This is a genomic window from Bacillus sp. FSL K6-2839, from assembly GCF_038003365.1.
In the GTDB taxonomy this organism is placed as follows: Bacteria; Bacillota; Bacilli; order Bacillales; family Bacillaceae; genus Bacillus.
In genome coordinates this window covers 1,395,559-1,410,213 of record NZ_JBBOOZ010000001.1, presented here as the reverse complement: position 1 = coordinate 1,410,213, position 14,655 = coordinate 1,395,559, and the positions used below count along the sequence as shown (strand labels likewise).

Genomic DNA, 14,655 nt, shown 5'->3' with positions numbered 1-14,655 from the left:
AGACTTTGATCTGGAAGGCTTTTTATCATGAAAACCTTTACACAATCTGAAAACATTTTCACTCCATCGTATGAGATACTTTCTTTAGAGAAAAGAAAGAAGGTGAAACCAATTGATTTATACCTGCACCTTAAATCCTGCTATTGACCTATATATTGCATTAAAAGAAATGAAGGCAAATGCAGTCAACCGCACAGAAGATGAAGATTATCAGCCGAATGGCAAAGGAGTCAATGTCTCCATTATGCTAAAGAAATATGGATTCACCAGCACTGCATTAGGATTTATTGCTGGGTTTTCAGGCTCTTATATTGAACAATCCTTAAAGGACCTTTCCATTCAAACCGATTTTATCTCGGTTGAAGGAATTACACGCATTAATGTTTTTATTAATACGACAGAAGAATACAAGCTCGTGAACCAAGGACCTGCGATTGAAGCAAAAGCGCTTCACGCCTTTCGTGAAAAAATAGCGGCCATCCCGCAGGGGGACATCCTTATCATGTCAGGCAGCCTGCCAAAGGGCGTACCCGCCAGCATTTTTTCAGAAGTAGCAGCTATTTGTCATCAGCACAACGTCAAGTTTATTTTAGACACAAGCTCCGCAGCAGTTCTTGAGACGCTTCAATACAAGCCGTATTTATTAAAACCGAATGAAGAAGAAATCGCTGCTTTTTTTGGCAAAACACATCCTATGTCAGAAAAAGAACTCATTCAATCAGGAGATAAGCTTATTGAGATGGGTGTAGAGCAAGTGCTTATTTCCCGCGGGGGAGAAGGGGCTTTGTTCATTACGAAAGACATCATCTTAAAAGGAAACGCACCGACAGGCACTGTGGTAAACACAGCTTGTTCTGGAGATGCAATGCTCGCAGCCTTTCTTAGTAAACAGCTTGAAGGTCATTCACCTGAAGAATGCTTACGTTACGGCATTGCAACGGGCGCATCTACTGCATTTTCTAAAGGCTTAAGTGATTTACATGACATTCATTCATTAATTGAGCAAGTACACATTCACAAGATATAAGGGGGAATCAGATATGAGCCGTAAAAAAATTGTCGCTGCAACTGGCTGTCCAACAGGCATTGCACACACGTTTATGGCAGCTGAGGCATTAAAAATAGCTGCTGAGCAATTAGGGGTCGACATCAAAGTCGAAACACATGGTCAAGTAGGAATTGAAAACGCTTTAACCGATCAAGACATTCTGGAGGCCGATGGGGTCATTGTCGCAGCTGACAAAGATGTGAATACAGATCGTTTTCACGGCAAACCACTGATTGAAGTGCCTGTAGCGAAAGGCATCCGCACGCCAGAAGAACTGATCCAAGGCATTATCAATGGAGATGCACCCGTTCATCAAGTGAAAGGAAGGGCTTCTGGAACGGAGAAAACATCTGCTCCTTCATCCTCTCAACAAAAGACGACGAATAAATGGATACACACGATCTACAAACATTTAATGAACGGTGTATCACACATGCTTCCATTTGTTGTTGGAGGCGGGGTCTTAATTGCCATTTCATTTCTATTCGGTATCTACTCTGCTGATCCTCAGCATGAAACGTATCATCCGTTTGCTGCCTATTTGAAAAGCATTGGCGGACTCGGCTTTAGCTTAATGGTGCCTATTTTAGCAGCATTTATCGCTGATTCAATCGCCAGACGCCCAGGGATGGTTGTCGGGTTTATCGGCGGCCTGCTTGCAAACGACGGAGGCGCTGGATTCTTAGGTGGTATTATCGCAGGTTTTGCAGCAGGATATATCATCGTATTCCTTCAATTCCTGCTTCAAAAATTACCTGCATCACTTGACGGTTTAAAATCAATCTTCATCTATCCTGTTATCGGTATTTTCTTGATTGGAGCTGTGATGACACCACTATTAGTTCCGATCACAGGCCTAAATAATTCATTAATGGATTTTCTCTCAGCTGTTCAATCCACGAACCCGCTGCTCTTAGGTTTAATTGTTGGAGCGATGTGTGGATTTGATATGGGAGGTCCTTTTAACAAAGCAGCCTATGTCACAGGAACGGCTTTACTTGCACAAGGCAACCTTTACTTCATGGCAGGTGTGTCCGCAGCATGTATCACACCGCCGCTTATCATTGCGATTGCCACAACGATTTTCAGAAAACATTTCACACCGCAGGAACGAAATGCAGGGGCAATCAACTATATTCTAGGGGCGACACATATTACAGAAGGGGCCATCCCATTTGCGGCAAAAAACCCGATCGTTGTCCTGCCAATTATCATGTTTGGCTCAGCCATCTCTGCTATATTGACGTATCTATTTGGCGTACAGGTTCCAGCTCCGCATGGTGGATTCCTTGTCCTTCCAGTCGTCACAGGTGCATTTCAGTGGGTACTATCCATACTGATCGGATCACTTGTAGGTGCCATTCTATACGGACTTTACCGTAAAAAAATAGACAAACCCGCAGTTTAATAGGGAGGAAGAGAAATAATGGAACATATCTATATGAATCTTCATGAAACAGCTTCTTCACAGGCTGGCGTTTTCGCAGCCATTGCTGACATTGCCTACAAAGCAGGTATTTGTACATCACAAGAGGATGTCAAAAAAGGCTTAGCTGAAAGGGAAGCACTGAGCACGACTGGATTTCAAGATGGATTTGCCATTCCACATACACAAACAGAAGCCATCACAAAACCAGCACTCGTGATCGTCCGCACTGAAACAGGCATTGAATGGGACGCTTTTGATGGGAAGCCATGCTTTTTCTTCTTATCCTTACTGATCCCCAAAAATGAAGCGGGCACCACTCATTTAAAGGCTCTTTCTGCCCTTTCACGAGGATTAATGGATGAAGCCAAACGACAAAAGCTGCTGGAAACAAGAACAAATGAAGACATGCTTACTGTTTTAGAAACAGATATTTTAACGAGAGAGGATGTTTGATTATGCCTTTACTTTCAACAACACCGATGCTTGAGGCTGCGAAAAAAGAAAAATACGGAATAGTTGCATTCAATGTACATTCCTTTGACAGTATTTATTGGGTGCTCGAAACGGCCGCAGAATTAAAATCACCTGTCATTTTGCAAACAACGGTTGGAACGGTTCAATCTCTTGGAGCAAAAGCGATTGCAGATACAGTCAAAGCGGCGGCTGATCAATATCAAATCCCAATCGGTCTGCACCTCGATCACTGTACGGACTTTGATGTAATTCTCACCTGTATCAGGGCCGGATATACATCCGTCATGATCGATGCATCCATGCATTCATATGAAGAAAATGTACGCCGCACAAAAGAAGTCGTAGACCTCGCATTAAAAGTAGGGGTGAATGTCGAAGCAGAATTAGGCAAGGTAGGCGGCGTAGAGGATGATATCGTCGTCGATGAAAAGGATGCTGAAAAAGCCGTTCCTTCAGAGTGCCGCCAATTTGTAGAAGAAACTGGGGTTCCTACTTTAGCGCCTGCGATCGGCACCGCTCACGGCATTTATAAAGGAGTACCGGATATTGACTTTGACCGTATTGAACAAATTGCAGCGCTGGTCGATGTTCCACTTGTACTGCACGGCGGTTCCGCTGTACCGGATGAGGACGTCAGACGATGTGTAGCACTTGGTATGGCAAAGGTCAATGTCTCTACTGAATTGAAAAATGCGTACTCTGAAGCCATCCGTGATCATTTCTCAAACGAACCTGAAAGCTTAGATCCACGTATGTATTTACAAAAAGCAAAGCAAGCAGCAAAAGACATGGTCACATCGAAAATACGTATCGTTGGCAGTGAGGGCAAAGCCCATCCTCTATATCAGTGAAACGAAAAAAAGCAGAGCCGCTAACGCTCTGCTTTTTCACATTATTCGCTTTCTTTCATTTCATTTGATGTGCGTACTCGTGCATTTCCCATAAATAGGACCGTAATCGCTGCAAGGGCAATAGGGAATAACGCAATCAAAAATACGTACGTAATGCTTTGTGACATCGCATCGATGACTTTATTTAAAATATCAGGCGGAATTTGTGAACGAGCACCTTCTTGGAATATGGCTTGTGGATCGCCTATTTGAGAAGGGGCTCCTTTCATTCCGCTAAAGGCATCTGCTAAGCGATTCGTTAGGACATTGGTTTGAATCGTCCCAAAAATCGTGACACCAAGTGTCATTCCAAGTGATCTCATAAATGAATTGGTTGAGTTTGCACTGCCTCGGTAACGAGGGGCAAGATCATTCATTGAAGCTGAAGGCAGAAGGGAGAAGCTAAAGCCGACGCCAAAGCCTGATATCATCATAAAGAGTGTAAGCCACAGTCTAGCTGTATCTGGTGACATATTGGCAAGAAGCAGCATCCCAGCAAAAAATGAAATAACAGAGATCGTCATAAGACGTCTGAAAGGCACTTTCGTCTGCATCGTTCCGCCAATCATACTGCCAATCACAGACCCTATCATCATCGGTGTTAAAATAAACCCTGCACTTGTCGCAGATTCACCATACACCGCTTGCACGAAAATAGGAATAAAGACGGCAAGAATAATAAATGTCCCCCCATATAAAAACGCCAATATTTGAGATGTCGCAAATAAACGATTTTTAAACATCCAAAAAGAAATAATCGGTTCCTCCGCTTTACGCTCAACAATAAAGAAGATGGTACCAAACACAAGAAACACGGCAAAAAGTGTGAGGATTTGCACCGAATCCCAAGCATAAGATTTACCGCCAAGCTCAAGTGCGAACATTAAGCTCACAACTGCCACGACAAGTGTAATAGCACCTGACCAGTCAATTTTTTGTTTGCGATGTTCTAGCGATTCATGATAGTATCTAGCGATCAAGAACACGCTAACAATACCGATTGGCACGTTAATATAGAAAACCCAATGCCAGCCGATCGAATCTGTGATAATAGCTCCTAACAGTGGCCCTAGTACACTCGATAAACCAAATACTGCACCAAACATACCGGACATTTTTCCGCGCTTTTCAGGCGGGAAGATATCAAAGATGATCGTAAACGCGATCGGAAGAAGGGCACCGCCTCCAAGCCCTTGAATGGCCCGGTAAATAATGAGCTGATCCATCGTTTGTGCGATACCGCACAGCGCTGATCCAATTAAAAAGAAAATAAGTCCAAACAGAAAAAAACGCTTTCGACCATACATATCAGAAAGCTTTCCGTAAATCGGCATTCCGGCCATTACTGCCACCATATAAGAAGCCGTCACCCAAGCAAATTTATCAAAACTGCCCAAATCTGCTACGATGCTTCCCATCGCTGTTGCAACAATGGTATTGTCCATCGCTGCCATAAAAATTCCTAACAGCAAACCGATGACAACAAAGCGAGTGGATGCCTTGCCTTTATCCACATGATTCATTTCATTTACCTCCTGCTTACGTTCTCTTCTTATTTTTGCTATGATCAACTTAAATATAAAGGAAGAGAACTTTTATCTTGATGATCAAGATAAATTGATTTTAAAGGGAGGAGAACATGTTGTCAATAAAGAACGACGCTGAAGATAGTGCAGACCTGATCATACATACAATGAGGCGCCTCGCCACTCGAACGGTTTTATTCCATCAAGCGGCCGCGCAATCGCTCGGCCTTTTCCCAACAGATCTCAAATCAGCCGATTTATTAAACGAACTCGGCCCCCTCACAGCAGGGGAATTAAGTGAAAAAACAGGTCTTAGCTCAGGTGCGGTCACAGCACTGATTGATCGCCTTGAAAAAGCGGGCTACGTCAAAAGAGAAAAGGACCCAAAAGACAAGCGAAGAGTCATCATCGTTCCATTAACGGCTGGGAAATCACAGGTAAAAGAACTCTTTCGATCCTTATCGGCATCAACAAAACAACTCACAAACGAATACAAACGAGAAGAATTAGACTTAATCATTCAATTTATTACCGAAGCAGCAGATATTATGGAGCAAGAGCTGCGATTGCTTAAGTCTAAGTCTTAAGAGAGCACAATGTTAAGGGTGTGCTTTTCTTTGAAATAAAATAGCGAGGATATGATTCTGATCATTTACATATTAAGTACTGTTTTTGTATCTATATTCCTATTTAATGACAAACTTTGTGTTGGTAAAATTGACCTTGTCAATGAATAGGAAGGAGTGAATTCTTCTGGGGAAGATACTTGATGCAAAAGCACTAACAAGTGCCATGGACGCAAGGGCAAAACACTACCAGGAACTCCGCGAACAAATGGTAGATTTAAAAAAAGCATTACAAGGTGTTTCTAATCTCGGTGACGACTTCACTGGGAAAGGTGCCGATAACATTAAAAGCTTCTACAAAGAGCTCGCTGGAAATGTAGACATGTTTATCAGCTTCATTGATAAGCAAAAAGCGTTCCATGAAGGTGTTTCTGGGACACTCGATGATACAAACTTTGGCGGCGATACCTTCGTAGAAGAACACTTTTTAGACAACGCTGTACATATGGGCATCAAAAATGCCAAAAGCATTGTGAAGGATCAAAAAAAGGCGCTTAAAACGATTTTTCAAGACATCGACGACCTCATCTCTCTAGAAGTATTTGATAGTCAAAGCTTTGATGAAAAGATTGCAGATGCGGAAGACGAGCGAAAAAAGACAGTAAAAGACCTAAGAGAGCTTGATCAAAATTTAAAAGATGAATATGCTTTGTCAGAGACGGAGCAGCAAGCTACAATGGCATTGTACGCAGAAATGATGAATGCGACAAATGATGGAAAAGCCATTTCGCCGATGAATTTTGACAAGAAAGCGTATCAAAATAGCGAAATCTACAAGGCAAAAAGCGATATTGAGAAGCAAACTGCTGAATATCTCAAAATTAAAAAAGAACAAGAAGAAGCTAGAGAAATCGCAAAGGAACAAGAAGCACTCGCCAACCGCCCTTGGTATGAAAAAGCACTTGATTATGGTGGAAATATCGTGAATGAATTGACAGGTGTGAACGATGCAAAACGCGCCGCAACAGGCGTTGATCCAATCACAGGGGAAGAACTCACCGCAGGACAGCGGGTCGCCGCAGGCGGCATGGCAGCAGCGGGCTATATCCCGATCGTCGGATGGGCGGGCCGTATTTTCAAAGGCGGAAAAGCCGTCTATAAAACGACTCAAGCCACTTCAGCTGCAGTCAGAGCAGTCGACATTTACAAGACATCGCAAAAGTCTTTTGACGCCCTAAAAACATCTCAAAAAGGCTTATATGGCCTCACCGCCACCAACGGATTCAGTGAAGCGATCACGGGGCGAGATATGTTTGGAAATAAGGTCTCGAAAGAACAGCAGGAAGCGAGTATGAATGCGGCGCTTGGAGTGCTTTTGCCGTTTGGGGCGAAAGGGTTTCATGGGAAGATGGGGTTAAACGCTCAAAGTCCAGAAGGATTTAATCGAAAAAGGGCTTTGCGGCACGCTAAGGATTTAGGGGGAATACCTAGATCGCAACAGCCTACTCGTCAATGGCAAGTAGGAGATAATGTTTTTAAGAAGGGGCAAGAACATCGTAATTATGAGTACAGTTCTAACCAAACTCATCATGGGCGGTACTATGAATTTGATACCCCAAAAGGAAAAAGAGTTATAGTACAACATACTAATGACGGAAAATTACACACTCACGCAGGGAAACCGAAAGAGGGTGCCGACCCATTTAATTATGATTTTAAAAAAGAAAGGTATTCAAATATTTATGGGCCAAATGGTGATCACCATATCTATTACAATGAATAATGAGGAATGAAAAATATGGTATATCAAAATGAAAAAATACAAAAGAAAATAGCTTTTATGAATGCTAAAAAGAAAATACAACAATTAGCTTATATTGAGGTAATTGATTTTGAAAATGATGCTTCTCAATGGCTAAAATTATGTGAAGTAGTATTAAAACAATTTCGTCAAATAGACTCTACACCTTCTGATATTTTAACAATTACAGACAAAGAATCTGTTATGGCTTGGTTAAAAAATTCACTAGATTTTCTGAAAGAGAAAAAAGAATGGTTTATTTTAGTTGTAAATGACCCTTTTCCTGTTTGGGCAAATGTAAAAGCTCTAGATTTCAATAAGGCAATTGAAGAGATTTGGCTATCTTCAGAGAATCACAACGTCATTGTAGCAGATAAAGCAACTGGTAAAATCGCTCAGATATTTTCAGAAGAAAAACACTTTGAACTGCATATTGGAAACTGCGCGATTTAATTATAATCCAGGTTAATTGATTAAGTAGCAGCCACAATCTGAAAACCCGTATTTAACAATGATTTGAATAACCAACACCAATACCTTGATTTTAATAGAATCAAGGTTTCACTTGTCTAATATAATTGGTGATTTTAATTATAATACATTGTAGAGGTGATTCAATGAATGAGAGCTACAGTTATTTAGAGGAGTTAGAAGATTTTTTAGGTGGGACATTTCATCAGGATATCGATTCACCAGAAGAAGCGTTAGAGGAGTTTATTCATGAAGCTACTAAAGAATGTCTGCTCTCTACTATAAAGGATTGTCAGGATTTTTTGAATGGTACTTTAACAATAGAAGAAAAAGAAAGCTTTATCGAAAGTAATGCAGAAATCTATTTTCCGGCGATCTCATTAAACCCTATACAGTGGTTTAATAAAATAATAGAGAAAATGGAAGAAGCAGTGAAAATGAAATAACAAAACGAAATTAGAATTTTTTTACATAAGAAAGAATCTGCGGACACTGATCATTGGGCACTTAAGGCCTTGATTGGTGTCCGCTTTTTTTGGCGGCGATGATGCAGTACATATGTGTGAATCAAGAATGCCAAAAGCATTGTGAAGGATCAAAAAAATTCAAAAAGATTTTTCAGGACATTCATGATCTCATTACAAAGGTTTTCTATCACATTAAAGAAAACAAAGGATTCTTTTTGTAAAAGTCTCAAAGCACACTCAAGCGGGTGTGCTTTTTCTTATAGCAAAAGAGCACCCAAAAGCTGCACAGCATTTACTGAAGACATTTGGGCTTCTTTGATGCATGTGAGTTGATTAGACTTATAACCAAAGGGAAGAAGGGAGGAATTCCAACTGTATTTAACCAAAAGGGGCACGACTTTACTATCAATGCTGATTCACACGACATCTTATTTATCAATTGAAGATTTACAGAATCGACTGAATGTCTCTACTCGAACCGTCTACTCTGAAATCAAACGCATGAATAGCTGGCTGGAAACTCAGCAGCTGAGTGGTATTCAGCGAAAAGATCAACTTGGCTACTACTTACACCCACATGAAAAAGAAGTCATTATTCAAAAAGCGAACACCATTCTCGTTGGCCATGATTATGAACCATGTGTAAAGGAAAGAAGAGCCATCCTGCTCTTATCCATTGCATGCAGTGAGAAACGCCTAAGAATTGATGATTTTATGAAGATGACCAAAGTGAGCCGGAATACATTGCTTGAAGATATGAAACAGCTAAAAGAAGCACTTTCAAAGCAGCAGCTTATCCTCCACTATCAGGCAGCCTGCGGCTATTTGATTTCAGGAGAAGAAAGAGCGATTCGATTGGCGCTGAAACCTTATATTCATTCCATTCGCACAATGATAAAAAACGAAAAAGCGTTTCCACCTTTTTGGTTAAAGGGGCCAATTTCATATAAACGGTTAAAGCATCTCCTCGAGCAGTCAGAACAAGAGCTTAAGCTCGAGTTTGCAGATGACATGCTGGATCAGCTGTCTTTGGATCTCTTTTTCTACTTAAAGCGGATGAAGCTAGGACGTGCTGTACACCTTTCAAACGAAGAAAAGCGTACATTGCAGGAAACAGATGAATGCTTGGCGGCTATTCGTTTCATGGCACGAATTCAAAGAGAAACCGGCCTTCATGTTCATGATGATGAAATCTATTTTCTTACTACTCTATGGCTCAGCGCCAAGAAACAAAAGCTTCCATCAAGTAAAAAACCAGAAGAGCATCTCATTCGCACCATTGCCAGACAAATGATTTTTGACTTTCAGCGGTATGCATGTATTTCCTTTCAAGAATACGAAGCCTTGGAGCAAAACTTGACCATGCATCTCATCCCGGCCTATTACAGACTCATCTATCACATTAATATCAACAATGAATTAACAGAATCTATTAAAAAAGCACAGCCAGAGGTGTTTGAAATCACTCAAAAGGTCGTATGCCATTTAGAAAAGGCGACTTGCTCAAAGATCAGCGACCATGAAATTGCATATGTGGCGATGCATTTTGGTGGTTGGATGAGAAGAGAAGGGATTTCACCAATTGTGCGGCGTTCTGTATACATTGTCTGCGGCGAAGGAATTGGCACAAGTCACATGCTGAAAACACAGCTTATCGAATTAATCGGTTATATCGAAGTACGTGAACTATTATCAAAGCGTTCATATGAAGAAATGTCATCCATTGATGTCGACTTTGTTGTGTCAACAACACCTATTTCGTTTAAAGGAAAACCTGTTCACCTCGTTCATCCCATTCTCACTGCCTATGAGAAAAAAACCTTACTTCAATATGGGGAAGGTGCAGAAATCAGGCTTGATGAGAACAATGTGGACGCTTTATTCAACATCATTCAGCAGCATACCATCGTACAAAATGAAAAAGCACTGCTTCGTGATCTTAAAGAGCTACTTCATCCCGCATATGTATCCCATCAGAAAGGGTGGAAACCAGTGTTAAACGATTTATTAACAGAAAAAACCATTCATCTCCAGCAAACAGCAGATACTTGGCAAGAGGCCATCACAAAAGCAGCGCAGCCATTACTCGATCAAAATGCCATTCAGAGAGGTTATGTGGAGGCCATGATTCAGTCTGTGCATCAAAATGGACCTTATATTGTGATTGCACCACAAGTAGCCATTCCGCACGCCAGACCAGAGGACGGCGTGAACAAATTAAGCATGTCACTCATGTCATTTGAACCGCCCGTTTTTTTCTCTAAAGATGGAAAAAAACAGGTTCGTCTCATCATTGTGCTAGCAGCCATTGACAGTATGACCCACTTGAAAGCACTCAAACAGCTGACCATGCTGTTAAGTGATGAAAAACGGAGGAAACAACTGGTTGAAGCAAAGGAATTAGCATCGGTGCAAAAACTAGTTGATCAATTTTCACAACTATAAAGGAGGAAAAAGAGAATGAAAAAAATTCTTGTTGTGTGCGGAAACGGATTAGGAAGCAGCTTTATCGTAGAAATGAATGTCAAAAAAGCATTAGAAGAGTTAGGACTTGTAGCTGAAGTAGATCATACCGATCTCAGCACAAGTAAAAATGAACAGGCCGATCTATATATCGGAGCAACAGACATTATCGATCAGCTGGATGACGGCACAAGAAAGGTCGCTGGATTAAATAACTTGTTAGACCAGGAAGCCATTAAAGACGTCCTTCGTAAACACATATAAGCCACAAAAAAGGGGGATTCACATCATGATAGAACTGATCATGAACGATATATTGGGCACACCGGCAATTCTCATCGGTTTGTTTGCACTGGCCGGTTTACTTTTGCAGAAAAAATCAGCCGCAGATACCGTGTCAGGCACCTTGAAAACAACCATGGGTTTTTTAATATTAGGAGCGGGCGCCACGGTCGTGTCTGATTCACTTGGAGTTTTTCGAAAAATGTTTGAAGCAGCCTTTCACATTCAAGGGGTAGTCCCAAATACAGATGCCATGGCGGCCATTGCCCAAAAGGAATTCGGTACACAGACGGCTCTCATTATGATTTTTGGCATGCTGGTCAATTTGTTATTGGCAAAATTCACGCCCTTTAAATACGTCTTTTTAACAGGGCACCATACCTTGTATATGGCTGCAATGCTCGCAGTCGTTCTCTCGACAGCCGGAATGCAAGGAGGATTTCTTGTGACCACCGGTTCGATTATATTAGGAACAGCTATGGTCATTGCACCCGCTATCCTTCAGCCATTCACAAGGAAAGTCACCGGAAGCGATGATCTCGCGCTCGGACACTTCAGTACCTTCGGTTATTTTACAGCGGGAATGATCGGCAAATGGATCGGTCGTCCAGAGAAATCAACGGAAACCATTCAAGTGCCTAAATCACTCGGCTTTCTAAGAGATACATCTGTTGCCATTTCGATCACGATGGCTTTGCTGTTCTTTGCGATTGCACCGTTTGCAGGGATTCCCTTTATAGAACAAATTAGCGGGGGCACGAACTTCGCTGTCTTCATTCTCATTCAGGCTATTACCTTTGCCGCTGGTGTGTACATTATTTTAGCCGGGGTGAGGATGGCAATCGGTGAAATCGTGCCTGCTTTTAAAGGGATTGCCGATCGTTTTGTGAAAGGGGCAAAACCGGCACTTGACGCGCCAACCGTTTTTCCATTTGCTCCAAATGCAGTCATTATCGGTTTTTTATGCAGCTTTGCAGGAGGCATCGTATCCATTTTTCTTTTACCTTTGTTTGGTTTAACTGTCATTGTCCCTGGTCTTGTCCCGCACTTTTTTTGCGGCGCTACAGCAGGAGTGTATGGCAATGCAACAGGAGGCGTGAGAGGGGCTGTCGCTGGGGCCTTTGTGAATGGATTGCTTCTTTCCTTTTTACCTGCTTGTTTATTACCTGTGTTAGGGTCCCTTGGCTTTGAAGGGACAACTTTTGGAGATACAGACTTTGGTATCATCGGAATCTTAATTGGATTGATCAAGCTTTTATTTCAACTTTAAAAAAGAGGAGCCTGAGAATGACAGCCATTTTTTCACCTTCACTAATGTGCATGGATTTAACGCACTTCCGCGAACAAATTCATATTCTCAACACGAGAGCAGATCGATATCATGTCGACGTCATGGATGGTCATTATGTGAAAAATATCACCCTATCACCCTTTTTCATTGAACAGCTTCGAAAACTAACAGATAGACCAATTGATGTTCACCTTATGGCGGAATACCCCCAAGAATTTTTAATCGATGCCTGCATTGATGCAGGCGCAAGCATGATCTGCTTACACCCAGAGGTCGTGCAAAGAGACGTTTTTAGAATCATTCGGCATATCCATCAAAGAGACTGCAAGGTTGGCTTTGTCTTAAATCCCGCCACACCAATTGCGGTGTTAAATTCCTTTATTCATTTAATAGACCGAGTGACGATCATGACGATCGATCCAGGCTTTGCTGGACAGCCTTTTATTAAAGAAATGCTTCGTAAAATCAAAGAGGTGAGAAAGATAAAAGAGCAAGGAGGATACTCATTTTCAATTGAAGTAGACGGCTCTTGTAATGAGAGCACGTTCCGGCTGCTTGCTGAGGCTGGAAATGAGATCTATATCATCGGCAACTCAGGTTTATTTGGACTTCACAATCAACTCGATAAAGCTTGGGAGACAATGAAGCAATTGTTTGCAAAAGAAACAGCCTCAATTGAATCACGTTAGTAAAAGAGGATGTAATCCATCCTCTTTTTTACGCAATTTTACTAAAACACTGCAATCTCACCAAAACATACCCAAATACAAAATAATAAATTACAAATCCACAATTGAAAGCGCTTTACTTATATGTTATCCTTCAAATATCTTTAGTAAATATTTAGTCAAAATCTAAGAGGAGTTTGCCTATGACCACACTCAAAGATATTGCCCATGATGCAAAAGTGTCCGTATCCACTGTATCCCGTGTGTTAAATGGCGATCAAACACTTGCCGTTTCACACGCAACAAGACAAAACATCCTCGACATTGCAAAGAAGCTAAACTATACCCCAGTGAGAGCAAGAAAAGCCGATCAAGCAGAAGAAAAACCTCCATCTGAATCCCCAGTCATCGGTATCGTTGTCGCTCAATCCATTGACGAAGAATTAAATGATCCCTTTTTTTCATCGATTCGAAAAGGAATTGAAAAAGAATATGCCAAACAAGGGCTGTCCACCCTCCATACCTTTCGCCTGAGAAGCATGGACAAAGGAGCGATGCTAAAGGATATTGACGGTTTGATTGTCATTGGACGAATCAGCCCCGATACAGTTGAAAAAATGACAAACCGAATGGAACACATTGTTTTTATTAATCATTATGCGGATGAAGATTTGTATGATTGTGTACATGTTGATTTTGTAAGAGCGGCAGATCGAGCAATTCGCCATCTGCAATCGCTTGGCTATACACATCTAGGCTATATTGGCGGAAAGGAGCGGGAGCATTATTTCGAAGGAAACGCTGTGATTGAGGACGAAAGGCAAACGACGTTTATGAGAAGATTGCAGGAGGCAGGATGTCTTCATCTGGATGACATCCACATTGGGGAATACTCCATGCAAGAAGGCTATACGCTTATGCAGCAAGCCATTAAAAAAGGAAACCTTCCACAAGCCTTTTTTATCGGAAGTGATTCAATGGCGATCGGTGCAATGCGTGCGCTCAACGAAGCCGGTCTGCGTGTTCCTTTCGATGTATCCATTGTTGGGTTTAATGACATTGAAGCTGCTTCATTTTCAAGTCCGCCGCTTACAAGCGTAAAAGTATATACAGAAGAAATGGGGGAAGTCGGCTTGAAGCTTTTGCTTGAGCGAATAAACGGAAGAAAGCTCCCTCTAAAAGTCGTCGTGCCAACAAAACTCATCGAACGGGGCAGCACATGTCTCATCCATGAAAGGGGGTGAACCAAGATCTCAGCAAACAAAAAAGAGACAAAAAA

Annotated in this window: 13 protein-coding genes and 1 pseudogene; 13 read left to right on the top strand and 1 reads right to left on the bottom strand. The window is 41.7% G+C overall.

All coding sequences use genetic code 11. From position 1 onward, the window contains the following. Nucleotides 1–112 precede the first annotated feature (112 nt). The 4 genes from pfkB to MHH26_RS06850 are packed head-to-tail and all read left to right on the top strand — an operon-like array spanning nucleotide 113 to nucleotide 3,802. On the top strand, nucleotides 113–1,027 hold the full coding sequence (gene pfkB / locus MHH26_RS06865; protein WP_340972820.1) for a 1-phosphofructokinase: 915 nt from the start codon (nucleotides 113–115) through the stop codon (nucleotides 1,025–1,027). A 13-nt stretch (nucleotides 1,028–1,040) separates the two neighbouring features. After that, nucleotides 1,041–2,456, top strand: a complete 1,416-nt coding sequence (locus MHH26_RS06860) for a PTS fructose transporter subunit IIC (RefSeq protein WP_106031140.1) — start codon at nucleotides 1,041–1,043, stop codon at nucleotides 2,454–2,456. A gap of 15 nt (nucleotides 2,457–2,471) precedes the next feature. Next, nucleotides 2,472–2,930, top strand: a complete 459-nt coding sequence (locus MHH26_RS06855; RefSeq protein ID WP_060596473.1) for a PTS sugar transporter subunit IIA — start codon at nucleotides 2,472–2,474, stop codon at nucleotides 2,928–2,930. Between the two features lie 2 nt (nucleotides 2,931–2,932). Then, entirely contained in the window at nucleotides 2,933–3,802 is an 870-nt protein-coding gene (locus tag MHH26_RS06850; RefSeq protein WP_334749327.1) for a class II fructose-bisphosphate aldolase, read from the top strand. Between the two features lie 43 nt (nucleotides 3,803–3,845). On the opposite strand, the pseudogene MHH26_RS06845 reads toward MHH26_RS06850, so the two are convergent. Next, nucleotides 3,846–5,364 (bottom strand): annotated as a pseudogene (locus MHH26_RS06845) (MDR family MFS transporter); the annotation flags it as partial. Between the two features lie 170 nt (nucleotides 5,365–5,534). On the opposite strand from MHH26_RS06845, the gene MHH26_RS06840 reads away from it, so the two are divergent. From MHH26_RS06840 to MHH26_RS06800, 9 genes are all read left to right on the top strand, one after another. Then, nucleotides 5,535–5,954: a MarR family winged helix-turn-helix transcriptional regulator gene (locus MHH26_RS06840; protein ID WP_334750273.1), complete on the top strand. Its 420-nt coding sequence runs from the start codon at nucleotides 5,535–5,537 to the stop codon at nucleotides 5,952–5,954. A gap of 205 nt (nucleotides 5,955–6,159) precedes the next feature. Then, entirely contained in the window at nucleotides 6,160–7,716 is a 1,557-nt protein-coding gene (locus tag MHH26_RS06835) for a T7SS effector LXG polymorphic toxin (RefSeq protein ID WP_417168593.1), read from the top strand. A 15-nt stretch (nucleotides 7,717–7,731) separates the two neighbouring features. Continuing rightward, nucleotides 7,732–8,187, top strand: coding sequence for a hypothetical protein (locus MHH26_RS06830; RefSeq protein ID WP_106030970.1), 456 nt, complete (start codon nucleotides 7,732–7,734; stop codon nucleotides 8,185–8,187). A 164-nt stretch (nucleotides 8,188–8,351) separates the two neighbouring features. Then, nucleotides 8,352–8,651: a contact-dependent growth inhibition system immunity protein gene (locus MHH26_RS06825; protein WP_334749324.1), complete on the top strand. Its 300-nt coding sequence runs from the start codon at nucleotides 8,352–8,354 to the stop codon at nucleotides 8,649–8,651. A 393-nt stretch (nucleotides 8,652–9,044) separates the two neighbouring features. After that, nucleotides 9,045–11,117: a BglG family transcription antiterminator gene (locus MHH26_RS06820; protein WP_307500666.1), complete on the top strand. Its 2,073-nt coding sequence runs from the start codon at nucleotides 9,045–9,047 to the stop codon at nucleotides 11,115–11,117. A 15-nt stretch (nucleotides 11,118–11,132) separates the two neighbouring features. Then, entirely contained in the window at nucleotides 11,133–11,399 is a 267-nt protein-coding gene (locus tag MHH26_RS06815) for a PTS sugar transporter subunit IIB (RefSeq protein ID WP_034660831.1), read from the top strand. Nucleotides 11,400–11,424: 25 nt separating this feature from the next. Further along, a complete protein-coding gene (locus MHH26_RS06810) occupies nucleotides 11,425–12,687 on the top strand; it encodes a PTS ascorbate transporter subunit IIC (RefSeq protein ID WP_340972817.1) in 1,263 nt (420 codons plus the stop codon). Between the two features lie 17 nt (nucleotides 12,688–12,704). Continuing rightward, on the top strand, nucleotides 12,705–13,397 hold the full coding sequence (alsE, locus tag MHH26_RS06805) for a D-allulose 6-phosphate 3-epimerase (protein ID WP_060596467.1): 693 nt from the start codon (nucleotides 12,705–12,707) through the stop codon (nucleotides 13,395–13,397). Nucleotides 13,398–13,579: 182 nt separating this feature from the next. Next, nucleotides 13,580–14,620 (top strand): LacI family DNA-binding transcriptional regulator, encoded by a 1,041-nt coding sequence (locus MHH26_RS06800; RefSeq protein WP_307499704.1) that lies wholly within the window; start codon nucleotides 13,580–13,582, stop codon nucleotides 14,618–14,620. The last annotated feature ends 35 nt before the right edge of the window (nucleotides 14,621–14,655 follow it).

Bases quoted from the DNA above. Each gene is read 5' to 3' on its own strand.
- MHH26_RS06835 (WP_417168593.1), top strand. From the start codon at position 6,160: ATGGACGCAAGGGCAAAACACTACCAGGAACTCCGCGAACAAATGGTA.
- MHH26_RS06830 (WP_106030970.1), top strand. From the start codon at position 7,732: ATGGTATATCAAAATGAAAAAATACAAAAGAAAATAGCTTTTATGAAT.
- MHH26_RS06840 (WP_334750273.1), top strand. From the start codon at position 5,535: ATGAGGCGCCTCGCCACTCGAACGGTTTTATTCCATCAAGCGGCCGCG.
- MHH26_RS06810 (WP_340972817.1), top strand. From the start codon at position 11,425: ATGATAGAACTGATCATGAACGATATATTGGGCACACCGGCAATTCTC.
- alsE (WP_060596467.1), top strand. From the start codon at position 12,705: ATGACAGCCATTTTTTCACCTTCACTAATGTGCATGGATTTAACGCAC.
- MHH26_RS06850 (WP_334749327.1), top strand. From the start codon at position 2,933: ATGCCTTTACTTTCAACAACACCGATGCTTGAGGCTGCGAAAAAAGAA.
- MHH26_RS06800 (WP_307499704.1), top strand. From the start codon at position 13,580: ATGACCACACTCAAAGATATTGCCCATGATGCAAAAGTGTCCGTATCC.
- MHH26_RS06860 (WP_106031140.1), top strand. From the start codon at position 1,041: ATGAGCCGTAAAAAAATTGTCGCTGCAACTGGCTGTCCAACAGGCATT.
- MHH26_RS06815 (WP_034660831.1), top strand. From the start codon at position 11,133: ATGAAAAAAATTCTTGTTGTGTGCGGAAACGGATTAGGAAGCAGCTTT.
- MHH26_RS06825 (WP_334749324.1), top strand. From the start codon at position 8,352: ATGAATGAGAGCTACAGTTATTTAGAGGAGTTAGAAGATTTTTTAGGT.